Annotated in this window: 15 protein-coding genes; 7 read left to right on the top strand and 8 right to left on the bottom strand. The window is 29.5% G+C overall.

Annotation, left to right across the window (positions count from 1 at the left end):
* Positions 1-73: 73 nt before the first annotated feature.
* The 3 genes from D4Z93_RS04110 (at position 74) to D4Z93_RS04100 (ending at position 2766) form a co-directional block, all read left to right on the top strand.
* A complete protein-coding gene (locus tag D4Z93_RS04110; RefSeq protein ID WP_119970632.1) occupies positions 74-946 on the top strand; it encodes a uroporphyrinogen decarboxylase family protein in 873 nt (290 codons plus the stop codon).
* 29 nt (positions 947-975) lie between these two features.
* The gene (locus D4Z93_RS04105) at positions 976-1638 is read left to right on the top strand and encodes a corrinoid protein (RefSeq protein ID WP_119970630.1); all 663 of its coding nucleotides are present in this window, start codon (positions 976-978) and stop codon (positions 1636-1638) included.
* Positions 1639-1722: 84 nt separating this feature from the next.
* Positions 1723-2766: a methylcobamide:CoM methyltransferase MtbA gene (locus D4Z93_RS04100; protein ID WP_119970628.1), complete on the top strand. Its 1044-nt coding sequence runs from the start codon at positions 1723-1725 to the stop codon at positions 2764-2766.
* Positions 2767-2848: 82 nt separating this feature from the next.
* Here the strand turns inward: D4Z93_RS04100 and D4Z93_RS04095 are convergent, their stop codons facing one another.
* A complete protein-coding gene (locus D4Z93_RS04095; protein WP_119970626.1) occupies positions 2849-3232 on the bottom strand; it encodes a phage holin family protein in 384 nt (127 codons plus the stop codon).
* 214 nt (positions 3233-3446) lie between these two features.
* Between D4Z93_RS04095 and D4Z93_RS04090 the strand changes: the two genes are divergently transcribed.
* A complete protein-coding gene (locus D4Z93_RS04090; protein WP_119970624.1) occupies positions 3447-4472 on the top strand; it encodes an ABC transporter substrate-binding protein in 1026 nt (341 codons plus the stop codon).
* Between the two features lie 69 nt (positions 4473-4541).
* Here D4Z93_RS04090 and D4Z93_RS04085 read toward each other — a convergent pair whose 3' ends face one another.
* Positions 4542-8828: a 2-hydroxyacyl-CoA dehydratase gene (locus D4Z93_RS04085; protein WP_119970622.1), complete on the bottom strand. Its 4287-nt coding sequence runs from the start codon at positions 8826-8828 to the stop codon at positions 4542-4544.
* Positions 8829-9317: 489 nt separating this feature from the next.
* Between D4Z93_RS04085 and D4Z93_RS04080 the strand changes: the two genes are divergently transcribed.
* The 3 genes from D4Z93_RS04080 (at position 9318) to D4Z93_RS04070 (ending at position 11336) form a co-directional block, all read left to right on the top strand.
* Complete coding sequence (locus D4Z93_RS04080; protein WP_119970620.1) at positions 9318-10079, top strand: ABC transporter ATP-binding protein; 762 nt, start codon at positions 9318-9320, stop codon at positions 10077-10079.
* Positions 10076-10879 (top strand): ABC transporter permease, encoded by an 804-nt coding sequence (locus D4Z93_RS04075; RefSeq protein ID WP_119970618.1) that lies wholly within the window; start codon positions 10076-10078, stop codon positions 10877-10879. Before D4Z93_RS04080 ends, D4Z93_RS04075 begins: the two co-directional genes overlap by 4 nt.
* A 100-nt stretch (positions 10880-10979) precedes the next feature.
* Positions 10980-11336: a tetratricopeptide repeat protein gene (locus D4Z93_RS04070; RefSeq protein WP_119970616.1), complete on the top strand. Its 357-nt coding sequence runs from the start codon at positions 10980-10982 to the stop codon at positions 11334-11336.
* A 60-nt stretch (positions 11337-11396) separates the two neighbouring features.
* On the opposite strand, the gene D4Z93_RS04065 is transcribed toward D4Z93_RS04070, so the two are convergent.
* The 6 genes from D4Z93_RS04065 to D4Z93_RS04040 form a co-directional block, all read right to left on the bottom strand.
* Positions 11397-12260 carry a polysaccharide deacetylase family protein gene (locus D4Z93_RS04065; RefSeq protein WP_119970614.1) on the bottom strand — a complete coding sequence of 288 codons (864 nt, stop codon included), beginning with the start codon at positions 12258-12260 and terminating at the stop codon, positions 11397-11399.
* 335 nt (positions 12261-12595) lie between these two features.
* The gene (locus D4Z93_RS04060; RefSeq protein WP_119974221.1) at positions 12596-13780 is read right to left on the bottom strand and encodes a transglutaminase-like domain-containing protein; all 1185 of its coding nucleotides are present in this window, start codon (positions 13778-13780) and stop codon (positions 12596-12598) included.
* 81 nt (positions 13781-13861) lie between these two features.
* Entirely contained in the window at positions 13862-14734 is an 873-nt protein-coding gene (recX, locus tag D4Z93_RS04055; protein ID WP_119970612.1) for a recombination regulator RecX, read from the bottom strand.
* An 11-nt stretch (positions 14735-14745) separates the two neighbouring features.
* Entirely contained in the window at positions 14746-15978 is a 1233-nt protein-coding gene (locus D4Z93_RS04050) for a M16 family metallopeptidase (RefSeq protein WP_119970611.1), read from the bottom strand.
* Between the two features lie 112 nt (positions 15979-16090).
* Entirely contained in the window at positions 16091-16789 is a 699-nt protein-coding gene (locus tag D4Z93_RS04045) for a L,D-transpeptidase family protein (RefSeq protein WP_119970609.1), read from the bottom strand.
* A 49-nt stretch (positions 16790-16838) separates the two neighbouring features.
* Positions 16839-17429, bottom strand: coding sequence for a flavin reductase family protein (locus D4Z93_RS04040; RefSeq protein ID WP_119970607.1), 591 nt, complete (start codon positions 17427-17429; stop codon positions 16839-16841).
* Positions 17430-17523: the final 94 nt, after the last annotated feature.

Here is a 17523-nt window from a genome sequence, read left to right as displayed (position 1 = left end):
AGAGCTTAATAATGAATATAATATATTATATGAAATCTATAGTTATATAATATGTTTTTAAGGAGTAATGATAATGGATTACGATGTGAACTTTAAATGCGTTTTAGGTACTGAAGATGAAATACCTAAAGAAGCTGTGAAAAAAGCAGGTGTAAAATTCCCGGATGTGCACAAAAATGCTAAGGAAATGGCAGCACTTTCAAAGAGTATAAGAGAATGCAATAAAGATCTTTTTTCTGTGGTACCATTTTGCATGACAGTAGAAGCTGAGGCTCTAGGAGGGCAGATAAATTTAGGAGATGAAAAGGCTGGCCCCAGAGTATCCAATTATACATTTAAAACCATTGAAGATCTTAAAGGACTAAAGGGAATAGATTTTGAAACTAAAAGAATAAAAGAAGTTTTAAAATCTGTTGAAATATTAAAGAAACAAGGAGAAACTGTAATAATGGATGTACAAGGGCCTTTTACTATAATAAGTTCTTTAATAGACCCAAGAGTTTTTTATAAGGCAGTAAGAAAAAACAAAGATGAAGTAGAAAGACTTATGGAAATAGTAGAAAAAGGTTCAGTGGAATTTATAAAAGAAGGTATAAAAAAAGGAGCAGATATAATATCCTTTGGAGATTCTGCAGGAACTTTAGATATATTAGGGCCCAAAACTTATAAAGAATTAGGTGGAAAATACACTTATAATGTTTTAAAAGAAGCTATAAATTATTTAGGAGATTCTATAATTCATATTTGTGGTATAACTTCAGCTTCACTAGATAGAGCAGGCTTTATAAAATCAAATCCTATAAAAGTACCGGAAGGCATCACATATGGACAGGCGATAAACTATATTAGAAAAAAAAATAAAAATGTAAAAATATTAGGGCATAATTGTTTAAGAAAGACGACTAAACCGTTGAAACAATCCACAGTTTGGGAGATACAATTATAATTATTATAAAATATTAAGGAGGAAAATAAATGAGCAGCATATCAGAAGAATTAATAAATAAATTATCAGAATCAGTAGTAGAAATGGAAGAAGAAAAAACAGTAGTTTTAGCTAAAGAATGTATAGAAAAAAATATTAGTGCTTATGAAGCTATAGATAAAGGTCTTGCCCACGGAATGAACAAAGCAGGTGAACTATACGAGGAAGGAGAATATTATATTCCAGAATTGCTCATGTGTTCTGATGCTATGTACTCAGGATTAGAAGTTTTAAAACCTCATCTAGAAAAAAATGACTTAGGAAATAAACATAAAATAGTTATAGGAGTAATACAAGGAGATACACATGATATAGGTAAAAATCTAGTTAAAATAATGATGGAAACAGAAGGATTTGAAGTTATAGATTTAGGAAGAGATGTAGCACCAAGAGAATTTGTAGACAAAGCTAAAGAAGTAAATGCAGAAATAATTTGTATGTCTACTTTAATGACCACAACTATGGATGGTATGGGAGAAGTTATAAACATACTTAAAGATGAAGGAATAAGAGATAACTATACAGTCATGATAGGAGGAGGGCCTATTTCTCAAAATTTTGCAGATAAAATAGGTGCCGACATATATACAATAGATGCTTCAAAAGCAGCAAGATGTGCTAAAAAATTGATAACAGAAAAAGCCAGGTGCTAGATTAAATAGGTAGTTATGGAATAATAAATTTCAATAGAAAAATTTAATAAAAATATAAAAAATTTAAATGTAGAGGTACAGCAAATGTTAACACCAAAAGAAAGATTAAATTTAGCATTAAAAAATAAACAAGTAGATAGACCACCTTGTATATGTCCTGGTGGAATGATGAATATGATAATAGAAGATTTAATGGATATAAGCGGTTATAAATGGCCAGAAGCTCATACAAATCCGGAAATCATGGCTAATTTAGCTATATCAATGTATAAGGAGGGAGGCTTTGAAAATTTCGGAGTACCTTTCTGCATGACCATAGAAGCAGAAGCAATGGGAGCTACCGTAGATTTAGGAAATAAGACAACTGAACCTAGAGTTATAAAATATCCAATAGACTCAGTAGTAGACTGGAGAAAATTAAAAAGTATAAATCTAAATGAAGGAAGAGAAAAAGTAGTTTTAGATGCTATAAAAATTATAAAAGAAAAAAATCTGCCAGTTCCAATAATGGCTAACTTAACAGGTCCTATAAGTGTAGCTTCATCTTTAATGGAACCTATGAATTTTTATAAAGAATTAGTTAGAAAAAAAGAAGAAGCACACAAATTCATAAGTTTTGTAACAGATAATTTAATACAATTTGGTAAAGCTCAGCTTTTAGCCGGGGCTAATGTTATAACAATTTCAGATCCAAGTGGTACTGGAGAAATACTAGGGCCAAAATTATTTAAAGAGTTTGCAATACATTATTTGAATAGAATAATAGATGAGCTTAAAGATTACACAGATGGAACAATAATACATATCTGTGGGAGACTAAAAAGCATATATAAAGAATTAAATGATCTGCATAGTGATGTTATAAGTTTCGATTCTATAAGTAGTGTAACTCAAGTACGTAAAAATGTTAATAATAAAGTAGTAATGGGAAATGTAAGCACATTAAGCATACAAAATAGTACTCCTAATGAAGTAGAGAAGCTAGCTAATACTTGCATGGATTTAGGAGTAAATATATTATCACCAGCTTGTGGTATAGGAATTAAAAGCCATATAGAAAATGTAAGAGCAATGGTAAATGCAGCTAAAAAAAGAAAGTATGTTTATTTTACACGAAAATGTAAATAATCTATAATATATTCCAAGTTACTTCTCCTAAATAAGTGGCTGTTGTACTAAAAAAATTAGTACAACAGCTATTTAATTTTAATTACATGACTCTTCCTGGAATGATTGCATCTATTATTCCAATAACAATAGCTGCAAGCAGTGCTCCTAATATAGATACCCTCATATTTGTAACTAAAAATTGTGTAAGATAAATTATTATTGCAGAAATAATAAATCCTTTAAAGCCTTTTCCAAAAGGCGATGCATCAACTCCCATAAATTTTTCAACTAAATAATCAAGAAAAGTTATTACAACTGCTGCCAATAAGAATGACCACAGACCTCTGATAGTAAAGCCTGGAGTCAAAAAAGATGTCACGGCTAAAACAATCGCTACAAAAATGAATCGTATTATCCAATGAGAAAATGAATTACTTTCTTTTTTGTTATCCTGATTTTTTTGGTTTGCTTCATTATTTTGCATTATAAAAACTGCCTCCTTATTTAAAAATTTATGATACAAATATAGTGTGTATCATATTGTTTAAAAATATAACTTAATAATTTAAAATTATTGTATACAATTGTCATTACATTATTATATATTTTTTTAAAAACATTTTATTAACTATAACCTTTAACACAATCAAATTTATATTCATATCATAAAGTAATATAAATTTGATTTGGGGGATTTTATGAAAAGAAGAAAACTTGATATCTTTTCTATTTTTCTAAGTATTATATTCATAGTTGTATTATTTACAGGATGCGGCAGTACAAATAATAGTACTACTACACAAATAATTAGATTAAATGAAGTTGCCCGTTCAGTTTTTTATGCTCCAATGTACACTGCTATAAACAAAAACTTCTTTAAAGAAGAAGGTATCGATATAAAATTAAGCACAGGTCAAGGTGCTGACAAAACCATGCAGGATGTATTAAGTAAAAATGCCGATATAGGATTTTGCGGTCCCGAACAAGTTATATATATATACAATCAAAAAAGAGAAGATTATCCAATTTTATTTGCCCAACTGACAGCAACTGATGGATCTTTTTTAATTGGAAGAAATTCAGAACCTTCTTTTGATTGGAAAAGTCTAAAAGGTAAGACAATAATAGGTGGACGACCTGGAGGTGTTCCTGAAATGTCTCTTGAATATGTGCTAAAGCAACATGGTTTAAGTCCTGGCAAAAATATAACCTTAATAACAAATTTAGCATATACAGCTACAGCGGGCGCATTTACCTCTGGTACAGGTGATTACGTTTCCCTATTTGAACCAAGCGGAAGTATGATCGAAAAAAGTAAAAATGGTCACATTGTAGCTTCAATTGGTAAATCAGCAGGAATTTTACCTTATACATGTTATTTTTCAACTAAATCTTATATGGAAAAAAATCCGGAAACAATAAAAAATTTTACTAAGGCTATATATAAAGGGCAACTTTGGGTACAAAAACATAGTGACAAAGAAGTGGCTGAAGCCATAAAATCATTTTTCCCTGGAACTGATGAGGAAATACTGATATCAGTTGTAAAAAATTATAGATCTATAAACGCTTTTGCATCCGACCCTGTCCTTAAAGAAGAAAATTTAAACAGGCTTATGGATATAATACAAAGTTACAACAAAAAACTTATTCCGCAGAGACCAGCATTTGATAAAATAGTTAATACTAAATTTGCAGGAGCTGCAATGAAAGAAGTTAAATAATAGAATTTTGATCAAAAATTTAAAAAGAGTAAAGTGTATAAAAAATTATCCACCCTACTCTTTTTAGTATTATTTTTTTTCAATTACGACTTTTTCTTTTCTAGGTAAATCTAACTTAGAATTATTCTCTTCGCTTTCTAAAGCCTTAAACGCAACTGAAAGCATAAGTTTTATTCTATTAAGCTGATTTACTTCACTAGCACCCGGATCATAATCTATAGCTGCTATATTACTGCCTGGATATCTTCTCTTAAGTTCTTTTATCATCCCTTTGCCAGTTACATGATTAGGAAGACATGCAAATGGTTGCATACATATAATATTTTTAGTTCCACTTTTTATTAATTCAACCATCTCAGCAGTTAAAAACCATCCTTCTCCAGTTTGATTTCCGAGTGAAACTATAGGTTCTGCTCCTCTTGCCAGTGTTTCTATATCATCTGGTACAGTAAACCTATTGCTCTTTGCGAGTGCATTTCTCATATGTCGTCTAAAGTATTCAATAAATTTTATAGCTGAATTGTTTATAACCGTACTCTTCATACTACCAGATAGATATTTATATTTAAAGTTCGCATCATATGCACAGTATAAGAAGAAATTCGTTAAGTCAGGTACAATAGCCTCAGCACCTTCTCTTTCAATTATATCAACTACATTATTATTTGCCGTGGGATGAAATTTAACTAAAATTTCTCCAACTATACCAACTCTAGGTTTTTTAATATCATTTATCTCTAGATTATCAAAATCACTGACGATTGAGTATATATTCTCTTTAAATTTTTTGTGATTTCCATCTCTAACATTCTCTTTACATTTTTCTACCCATTTTTTATACAGTACATTGGCTGATCCAGGTATCTTTTCATAAGGTCTTACTCTGTAAAGCACCCTCATAAATAGATCTCCATATAAAACTGCTATCAAAGCTTTATTAACGAGCCCCATACTTATCTTAAACCCAGGATTCTTTTCTAATCCAACTACATTAAGTGATATTACTGGGACATTCGACATTCCTGCCTCTTTTAAAGCCTTTCGCAAAAATCCTATATAATTTGTTGCCCTGCATCCTCCTCCGGTTTGCGACATTATAACAGATGTATTATTTAAATCATACTTACCCGATTTAAGTGCTTCAATAAGTTGACCTACAACCATTATAGAAGGATAGCATGCATCGTTGTTAACATATTTTAACCCTTCATCTACAGCTTTTTTATCAACAGATGGCAAGACTTCTAAATTATATCCTGAAACATTAAACGCTTCTTCAAGGAATTGAAAGTGTATAGGTGACATTTGAGGACATAAAATAGTATGTTTTTCCCTCATCTCTTTTGTAAAAACTATCTTTTTATTATGTTCTACAACCTTACCAGGAATAAATCCTGCATCATTCCTCTCGTCAAGTGCGGCTTTTAATGAACGTATCCTTATTCTGGTTGCACCCAGATTGCTGCCTTCATCTATTTTCAATACAGTATATATTTTTTTATAAGAATTTAATATTTCCTGAACCTGATCTGTAGTTACCGCATCAAGTCCACATCCAAATGAATTAAGCTGTATTAACTCAAGGTTGTTATTATTGGCTACAAAGCTTGCTGCAGCGTATAATCTCGAATGATAAACCCACTGATCTACTACCCTAAGAGGTCTCTCAACATTGCCTAAATGGCATATGGAATCTTCCGTTAAAACAGGCATTCCGTATGAAGTAATTATATCTGGTACACCGTGATTTATTTCAGGATCCAAATGATAAGGTCTTCCAGCCAAGACAATACCTCTCTTACCAGTCTTCTTTAAATATTCCAGTACCTCTTCACCTTTTGATCTTATATCTTGTTTGACTTTTGCATCCTCAGCATATGCCATCTCAACAGCTCTAGCCATCTCAGATCTGCTTATACCAAATTCTTTAAGCTCTTCTAAAAGTCTTTTTATAAGTTTCTTTTTATTATCTATAGGCAAAAACGGATTTTTAAATGTTATATTCTTATCTCTTAAAACATCCATATTATTTTTTATAACCTCAGGATATGAGGTAACCATAGGACAATTATAGTGATTATCCGCATGTTCCTGCTCTTTCTTCTCATATGGTATACACGGATAAAATATAAAATCAATCCCTCTTTTAACAAGGCTCATTATATGTCCATGAACTAATTTTGCCGGATAACAAGCAGATTCAGAAGGAATTGTTTCTATACCCAAAGAATATAATTTTTTGGAAGATCTAGGTGACAACTCCACTCTAAATTTAAGTTCTGTAAAAAGAGTAAACCAAAATGGGTAATTTTCATACATATTTAAGACTCTTGGGACTCCAACTCTGCCTCTCTTAGCCTTATCTAAGGCTAACGGAACATACTTGAAGAGTCTATTGTATTTATAGTTAAATAAATTAGGAATATCATTCTTCTTACGTTCAATTCCTGCTCCACGCTCACATCTATTTCCTGATACAAATTCTTTCCCATCTTGAAATCTATTTACCGTAAGCAAACAATTATTTGCACACTTACCGCATCTTCTCATAGATACATCTGTAGTAAATGTGTTTAATTTATCTACTTTAAGCAGAGTACTCTTGCTTCCACTCACATACCTATTCTTTGCAATTATAGCTGCTCCAAAAGCACCCATAAGTCCTGCTATATCTGGTCTTATCACTTCTCTTCCAGATATAAGCTCAAATGCCCTGAGTACTGCATCATTATAAAATGTTCCACCTTGAACTATTATTTTCTTTCCAAGTCCCTCCGGGTTTCTTATTTTTATAACCTTAAATAATGCATTCTTAATTATTGAGTAAGACAGTCCTGCAGAAATATCACCTACAGTTGCCCCTTCTTTTTGCGCTTGTTTTACTTTGGAATTCATAAAAACAGTACATCTAGATCCCAAATCCATAGGACTCTTAGAAGTAAGCGCTGACCTGGCAAAATCCTCAACACTCATATTTAAAGAATGAGCAAATGTTTCCAAAAATGACCCGCACCCTGATGAACAGGCTTCATTTAGCATAATACTGTCAATAAACCCATCCTTTACTTTAAGGCATTTCATATCCTGACCACCTATATCTAATATAAAATCAACTCCGGGCTGAAAAAATTCTGCTGCCTTATAGTGTGCCACCGTTTCGACCTCACCTATATCTACTGACAAGGCGGCCTTTATAAGTGCTTCACCATAACCAGTCACACACGAATTTATTATATTTGCATTTTTAGGTAGTCTTCCATATAAATCCTTTAAAATTTTAACAATTGATTTGAGGGGACTTCCCCCATTACTTCCATAATATGAGTATAGAAGATTACCAGATTCATCTATAAGAACGGCCTTCGTAGTAGTTGAACCAGAATCTATACCTAAATAACAATTTCCCTCAAATTCCTCTAGCCTCAACTTATTAACTACACTCTTACTATGTCTCTTTTTAAATTCATCAAGTTCATCCTCATCTTTAAAAAGAGGCCTTAATGTCTGAACTTCATCATCAACTGATTTATTCATGAGCGACAGTGTATCAATTAATGATTTAAATGAAATAACTGATTCATTTTTAGATGAAAGGGCAGCCCCCATTGCAACAAACAATTGAGAATTATTCGGAAAAATTATTTCTTTCTCTGTAAGATTTAATGTTTCTGTAAATCTCTTTCTAAGTTCCGATAAAAAGTACAGCGGTCCCCCTAAAAATGCTACATTTCCTTTTATTGATTTACCACAAGCAAGACCACTTATAGTCTGGTTTACAACTGATTGAAAGACAGAAGCCGCAATATCCTCTTTTGCCGCTCCTTCATTTAAAAGAGGTTGTATATCAGTTTTTGCAAACACTCCACATCTAGCCGCTATAGGGTAAATAACTTTATAATGTTTAGCTAATTCGTTTAGACCTTGAGCATCCGTCTTTAATAATGATGCCATCTGATCTATAAAAGCACCAGTACCACCTGCACATGTGCCATTCATTCTTTGATCTATTCCATTATCAAAGAACGTTATTTTGGCATCCTCTCCTCCAAGTTCTATAGCTACATCTGTATTTGGGATAAATCTCTCAATTGTATTTGTGCAAGCTATAACCTCTTGAATAAAAGATATATTAAGCCATTTAGATACTGAAAGTCCTCCAGAACCAGTAACCATTATTGTAATATCTGCTTCTTTAAAACGTTTATAAGCTTCTCTTATGACATCTGCAATTGTGCTTCTTATATCCGAAAAATGTCTTTGATAACTACTATAAACCATACTATCTTTATCATCACAGACAGCTATTTTTACAGTAGTAGAACCGACATCCAGACCTATACGAAATAAGTTTTTCATAAATTATATCACCTTTTACAATTAATAAATTAATGGAGTAAATTCAAATTTTATTTAAAATTTGAATAACTAAATTATTGTATTTACTAATAAAATCATATTATTTTTTTTTTACAATAAGTACAAAAATAAGCAGTATTAAAAAATAATTATTATTAATGAGTGATTACTCACTTTCATTTTATATTACCAAAAGATTATTGTCAATATATATAATTGGATCTATATATATATTTATAATTAACTACAGAGAGTAAAAAATAACCATATTTTTAATATATACGGTTATAACTATTTTGCAGACTTATATTAATATAAAGTCATTATGTTCTAATATTGCTTACTGCTATTATAACATATATTTTCTTTTACATACACATTAAATATAAACGATACAGTAAAACTCTTTGTCTATTTAACACTATATAATATCGTAATTCATATACTGAAATATATATGACAGTAATCAAATTAATAGGAGATGATCACTTGAGTAAAGTATATGTAAAACAGATATATATGAATTATCATTCTCTGACTACTTGCACTAAAGCATTAAATGATGTAACCTTTTCAGTCAATGATGGTGAATTTCTAAGTATAGTAGGGCCATCTGGTTGCGGAAAATCAACTCTCTTAAATATAATAGCAGGACTTTTAAAACCATCTTATGGTTCTATATATATTGATGACGAAAAAATGACATCGTACTCCAGCAAAATGGGATATATGTTTCAAAAAGATCAACTATTTGGCTGGCTTACTGTATGGGAAAATATCATACTCGGACTTAAAATTCAACACAAAAACATAGATAATTATAAATTAAAACTCAACACTTTATTAAAAAATTATGGACTAATTGATTTTGTATCACATTATCCGGATGAATTATCGGGTGGTATGAGACAAAAAGTTGCACTAATAAGAACCCTTGCCTTAGATCCAGAAGTTTTATTATTAGATGAACCATTTTCTTCACTTGATTATCAAACAAGACTCAATATAAGCGATGAAATCTTTAAAATTATTAAACACGAAAATAAGACAGCTATAATGGTCACTCACGATATATCTGAGGCAATATCTATGTCTAACAGAGTAATAGTATTATCAGAAAGACCAGCAAGCATAAAAAAAATTGTTGATATAAAATTTTCTATTCCACACGATTCACCTTTAAAATGCAGAGAGGAACCTGAATTCAGAATTTATTTCAATAATATTTGGAAGGAGTTAAATTCACAATGATAGATGAAATAAAAGAACATAAAGTTTTTATAGATAATATAAAAAAAGAAAGAAAAAAAGTAGTTGCCCTTAGAATAATATTGCTTGTATCTATTTTTGCATTATGGGAAATATCAGGAGATTTAAAATGGATAGATCCATTTTTGACAAGTACACCATCAAGAATGTTTAAGACCCTAATAAAATTATATAATGAAGGAAACCTATTTACAAATATAGGAATAACATGTTTGGAAACAATAATAGGTTTTACACTTGGAACATTTCTAGGAACAATAATTGCAGTACTTCTGTGGTGTTCAAAACTTGCTGCAAAAGTCCTAGATCCATATATTGTAGTTCTTAATGCTCTCCCTAAAATAGCTCTTGCTCCAATTATAATATTCTGGGTTGGAAATGGTATAACTGCGATAATTGTAATCACATTACTTATTTCAATTGTAGTTACAATTATAACCATATTGGATGGCTTTAATTCAGTAGATAATGATAAAATCAAACTTTTAAAAACCTTTGGTGCAAGAAAATTTCAAACATTAACACATCTGATAATACCTGCTACAGTACCAACCTTTTTATCTGCTCTAAAAATAAACGTAGGGCTATCATGGGTTGGAGTAATAATGGGTGAATTTTTAGTTGCAAAAGAAGGTTTAGGATTCTTAATAGTATTTGGAGGTCAAACTTCAGAACTTGACACGGTAATGTTAAGTATACTGATATTATCGATCCTTGCCTACCTAATGTATGAAGGAGTTAATATACTCGAAAAAAAACTCATTTCAAAACTAAACCATTGACGTAAATATGTATAAATTGATGCTTTTTGGGATATTATTTCTATAGAAACATTTTAATTATATCTGATATCACTATTAAATAAAGTTGAGGAGGATTTAGATGAATTATTTTCAAATGGGCAATGACTACTATAACTCTAAAGACTATAAAAATGCTATATATATGTACGAAAAAGCCATAATTAAAAAGGATAATGTTTCATCAGCCCTTTACAATTCCGCTGTATGTTTCATAAAACTAAAAAATTATAAAAAAGCTATAGAATTACTAAAATCAGCTATAAGTTTAAAAAAAGACAATAAATACTTTTTTAATCTTGGTTATTGTTACACTATGATTAAAGACAATAAAAAGGCGCTACTATATTTCAATACAGCATGGTGTCTTAATAATAATGATCTGGATTGTGAAAAAGCAATTAATAAAATAATGAAATCTTATTCATCTAAATCCTAATTTGTATTAATAAAAATATAAACTACTTAAAATAAAAGAAATCCATTAAATGGACTTCTTTTATTTTAAAGTTTCAAATATATACCCTTTTGATTTAAAATATTGTATTACACCTGGAAGTGCTTCCACAGTAGTTACCTTGGCAGGTGCATCATGCATCAATACGACCAGATGGTCATGATTGTCATATTTTTTAACATTATTAATAAGATTAGCTACAGGAACGTTATTATGCTCGGCATCACCAGTTAGATCATTCCAATCCACATAATGATATCCTGCTTTTTTAGCTGCATCTCTAAAAGGAGCAAGTCTACGCCCAAAAGATCCTCCAGGAAATCTCATAATTTTAAGTTTATAATTAGGACCAATAATCGACTTTAAAGTCTTATCACACTTATTTAAATCATTTAAAAAGATTTCAGGATTAGAATATAAATAATGCATTTCATGCGTATAACTATGATTTCCAACTACATGTCCATCATTTATTTCTTCCTTTACTAAATCCTTATTCTGTTCAGCATTCTTACCTATTAAGAAGAAAGTAGCTTTTACATTATATTGTTTTAAAATCTTAAGTATTTTAGGTGTATTATTCCTCGAAGGTCCATCATCAAAAGTCAAATACACCACCTTTTTACCATCTGATTTATATGGATTAAATCCACTTGAATCCTTGGTATTTATTGGATTAATCTTGCTTTCCCTTTCATTCATCTTCTTCTGTTCTAACTGTTTTTGATTTTTTTCCTTTGCCACACTTGCCATTGCTGTTTTTTTGCCAGATATTTTTCCACCTATAAATAGTCCAATTGAAAATAATGCCACAAGAGATATAATCATAATTATAATACGCTTTATTTCCCTATTTCTTCTAGCATTATTTCTCTTACCATGTCCACCTTCACCATACTTATCCATATATACCATCTCCCATAATTTTGTCAAAATAATTATATAGGGTTTGTAATTCCAAGCTTAAGTTATACGTAAGCTGACATTTCCAAAATGTAGACACATTAAAAAATTTTTTAGTAAGCCCTGGTGAAGTATTTTTGAAAATCTTAGTAGATTTTATATGTTTGAACCTGTGAGTTTATAAAATCTGCTTAGATTTTTATAAATACGAACTTAGACTTACTAGAAATTTTTTAGGTGACGAATTTTGGAAATGGCAGCTGAAGTATAACTTAAGCTTTCAGTTACAAACTCTATATAGAACAAATTACTTTCTTGTTAGCAATTTATTAAACATTTTACCATTCTCCTATTATTTGAGAGCTTCTGTGATCTAAATTAAATCTTCTATTATCAAAATAGTTTCCACCATTGTAAAAAGTAGTATCAATATTTATCCATTTGTTTTCTTCTGGTATGTATACTTGATTCCATGCATGGCTTACCCAACTTACTCCATTAAAACCTTCTCCAATCACCAATCTTACTTTTATGTTATTGGCTCTTGCCATAGCAACATACAAACACGAATAATCAAAACAAATACCTTTTCTTGTATTAAAAGCCGGTATAGCTCCTGAACTTACATTAAAATTATTGTTCAAAACACTATTCGCCTTTTCATGATCATAAGATATATTACTTCCTACCCAATCATATATAATTTTTGCTTTTTCTCTAGTACCACTGTAATTTTTAGTAATCTGTCTTGAAAACTGATCTATCTCATCATTAGATTTTACTCCCTGATCTAATGTGACCCCATTATAATAAGCTATTGTATTACCCTTATTTACAAAATTTTGAGTTGTACTTTCCTCAGAATCCGTTGAATCAGGATTTTTTATTACAACTTTGAATGAATTGTCTATTATATTTGGAAGTTTTTTCGCAACAGTCGAATTCATAACTGGAATTACAATTTCTCTGCAAATGTAATTATATGGCCTCGATGTTTCAGCATATCTATTAAGTTTTTCACTTATATTAAATATAGATGTTATATTAATTATAAAAACTATAAATATTACATAACATATGGCTTTTGGAATTTGAAACATAGTTCCAGCTATTCTATTAAAAAAATTTCCTCTCGTTTTCAGAAATTTATCAACAGTATCCAATATAGGATAGGATATTGTATAATTTATAAGATTTAATAAAAGTTTTATAATTTTATATATCAAAAATATAATTATAGGTATAAGAACCGAGTAAACAATAATTATATTATTATTAATATAATTGGTAAATTTATCTGGAATAAATTTATATATATTCATATATACTCCATATTGGTGCTCAATAAATATTTTTTTGCCACTGTAGACTCCTAAAAAAATAGCTACCAAGAATGAAATATTCCTATTTATACTATCAATGTCACCTTTGAAATCTCTTGAACTAAATTTAAACAAAAAACCCTTGATTAATGGATAAAAAAATATTAAAAATAACATAATTGTTATTGGATTAGTTTTCATATTATTCACAATAATCACCTTCTTAACCCATTTTAAAAACAAGTTTCTCTTATGCTATTTCAAAAAAAGAAAATGCTTTATTTAAACATTATCCTCATTAAAATCAATAAGCAGTTTTAAAACTTTTCTTATATTCTCATAGGAATATCCTCTCCTTACCAAATAATTTCCAAGTTTTCGGTATATCCTTACAGCACTATTCTCTGACTTTGATATTATATCATATCTTCTCTTAGCTATCCTTTTTAATTCATCAATATCATTATTATTTGTATCTTGCTCTTCCCTATTTTTTATAACCTGCTTATCACAATCATTCTTATCAATTACTTGATTTAATACATCTTTTAATATATCTTGATTATATCCCCTCGTTATTAGGTAATTCCCAAGTTTTTTGTACACTTTTTTATAATTTATTTCTGTTTTCTTTAAAATATTATATTTTTTTATTGCAAGTTTTATTGCATATTTAATTTCAGTTGAACCATCTATATTTTTAAGTTCAGAATCAACAATTGATTTATCTATTCCTTTTTTTAATAGTTCACATTTTATTTTATTTTTTCCCTGCGACTTTATTTTTTCCATAATATAAGATTTAATAAACCTTTTATCATCTATAAATTTATATTTTTTTAAAAAATCAATAACGCGATTAATTGCGTTATCTTCAAATCCTTTTTGAATTAATTTTTGAGTAATCTGATACTCTGTCTTATATGATCTTTCAATAGTCCTAAGTGCAGAATTTTTACATTTTACGAAATTATCTTCATCAATTATCTTTTTTATATAATCAGCCTCTAATTTCTTTCCTTTTATAAAGTTATATATATAAATCAATTCTGTATCACATGAAAATCCGAATTCGTTATTTATATATACATTTACTCTATTTTTATTATTTTTTTGTGTTTCAATTTTTGTAATAGCCTTTTCCTTTTCTTCCAAAGTAAATCACCCTATCTCCTGCCTTTAACTATATGAATAGTTGGTTTATCAAAAACAAGTCTTGCAACATTATATATATCCTCTTTTTTTACATATTTCAATTCCTCTATATCTGTTATGAACTTAAATATATCTTCATTATTTATGATTTGGCGAAGAACATAATCACCTATATTTATTGAATCTTCCAAAGTAAAAGCTATAGCAGTTTTTAATACTTTTTTCATATGGTTTATAGTATCATCATCAAATATTATTTGTTCATATTTTATCTCATTAATACAAGAATTTATAGTATCTAATGTTTTATCAATATTCTCATCCGCCACAGCTGTATATATATATAATATTTTTATGTGTTTTTGTAAAGTTAAATCTGTATAAATATCGTAAGCCAACCCTTTTTCTTCTCTGAGTCTCCTAAATAATATTGAATTAGCACTTTCACCAAACTTATAATTTAATACCCTAAGTGCAAGCTCCTGTTCTACAGTTATATCATTAAATGTAAATGCATAAACTATAGTACTTTGTTCTATATCTTTTCTATACGAAACTTTAGTTATTGGAATATTATCCTCCACTACTATTTCACTTCTTTTAAATTGCCTTAATTTCCATATTCCAAAATACCTGTAAACAATATCTAACACCTTATCGTGGTTAAAGGGAGATACTATTGACATATAACAGTTATTAGGAACATAATATTTATTATAAAATTCCAATATATCATTTCTTTTAAATTTCGCTACTGTTGTATCATCTCCCATAGTATCATATTTCAATGGGCTTTTATCAAAAGCAAACTCATTAACCTTCTTAAAACTATAATCCTCTATATCATCCTTGCTTGACCTAATTTCAGCTAATATAACCTCTTTTTCCTTATTAAGTTCCTCAATTGGAAATGTAGAATTCATAAGCATATCTGATAATATTTCCAATGAATGTTCAAGCTCATCATCCAAAGCTGCTATACTATATACAGTATTAGTAACATCAGTATATGCATCATATTCTCCACCCAAATTTTCTAGATACGAATTTATTTGCTCATTATTCCGTTTCCTTGTTCCTTTAAAAAGCATATGTTCTATGAAATGTGATATGCCTCTTTGATTTCTATCCTCATATACTGAACCTATATTTATTCCACAATGTATGCAAATCATCTTAGTATCTTTTTTAACGGTTGCAATTTTTATGCCATTTTCTAAAATTTTTTCCTGAACATCAAACATAATAATTATCTTCCTTTTTATAATATACTTAAGTGAATTCGTAAAGTTCATCTATATATATTATCATAATAAACAAACTATATACAATAAACAAACAATAAAATATATAATTTCAATCTATTAGACGTATTCCAAGTTTAGAATAGAACGAATTCCCTACATTATCACTTATTTGAAGTCCATTTTTCTTTTGAAACTCATGAACTACCAATTTAAAATAATCACCATATATACCATCAGGTTTAGCTTTATAATAATCTTTTTCTTTTAATATCAACTGAAGTTCATATATATCTGACCCTGTCATTCCTGGACGTAATATTCTTAAAGATTGTCCAAATCTTGCATATTCACCACCATAAATTATTACAGTAGTTCCGATTGGAATATAATCATATAGCTCCCTTACTTCCTTATTTTTCATTCTTATGCAGCCATGCGAAGAATTCCAACCTATTGAATTAGGATATATAGTACCATGTATGCCATATCTTCCCCATGGGACATTGAATCCCATCCAACGTCCTCCAAATCCTTCACCCCAGGTATCTTTACTTATTATTTTCCATGTGCCAATTGGAGATGGGCTGATAGGCTTACCTGCAGCCACAGTATACATCTTAGACAATTTACCATCTTTAAAAACACTTAATTCATTAGAAGTCGTATCCACAATAATTATGTAATTATCTTTCAAACTTATCTTGCTACTTACATCTTTATATGAAGTAACCAGAGGCCTATTGTATAACATTAATACTTCAATCACAATTATAAAAGATACAATGAGCATCATTCTTTTCAAATGCATTTTTAATCCCCCCTAAAACATTTTATGTAGTAAGGGGGAATTAAAGAATTTATTTTTTATTTCTATATTTAGATTTTTTCTTTTGAATTGAATACCCAAACTTGCCTAATGATCTTTTAGGCAAATTAAAATACTCACCATGAGAATAACATATAAGTTCAGCCTCTTCCATACGTATTTTTCCATTTTCATCAATTAAATTTTCATCCACACTCACTGCCAAAACCTCAGCTAGAAACAATTCGTGACTTCCAAGTGGTATTATGCGTTTAACGCGACATTCTATATTTATAGGACATTCTTCTATAGAGGGAGTTTTTATTTTTGTACTATCCTCTAATTTAATGTTACACTTATCAATTTTATTTATATTTCTTCCAGAAGTAACCCCACAAAAATCAACAATTTTTGTCATTTTTGAGCTTGGCATGTTTATAACAAATTCATACGACTCTTTTATGTATTTATATGAAAGTCTTTCTGGTCTTATGGCCACTGTAAGCATAGGTGGATGTGTGCATGCACTTCCAATCCACCCGACCGTAAATACATTCTTATTTCCACCTTTATCCATACTTGTTATAAGCACAGCCGGAACCGGATTTAACATACTACTCCCCTTGAAATGCATTTTTGACATATTATATTCATTCCTCTCCCATTTATTACAATAACTATTATATACTGCTTTATAACGCCGTATTGTTTAAATCCTTGTATTATTACATGAGTAA

The organism is Clostridium fermenticellae (genome assembly GCF_003600355.1).
Taxonomy (GTDB): Bacteria; Bacillota; Clostridia; order Clostridiales; family Clostridiaceae; genus Clostridium_AV; species Clostridium_AV fermenticellae.
This window is presented reverse-complemented; position numbering and strand designations above follow the sequence as displayed.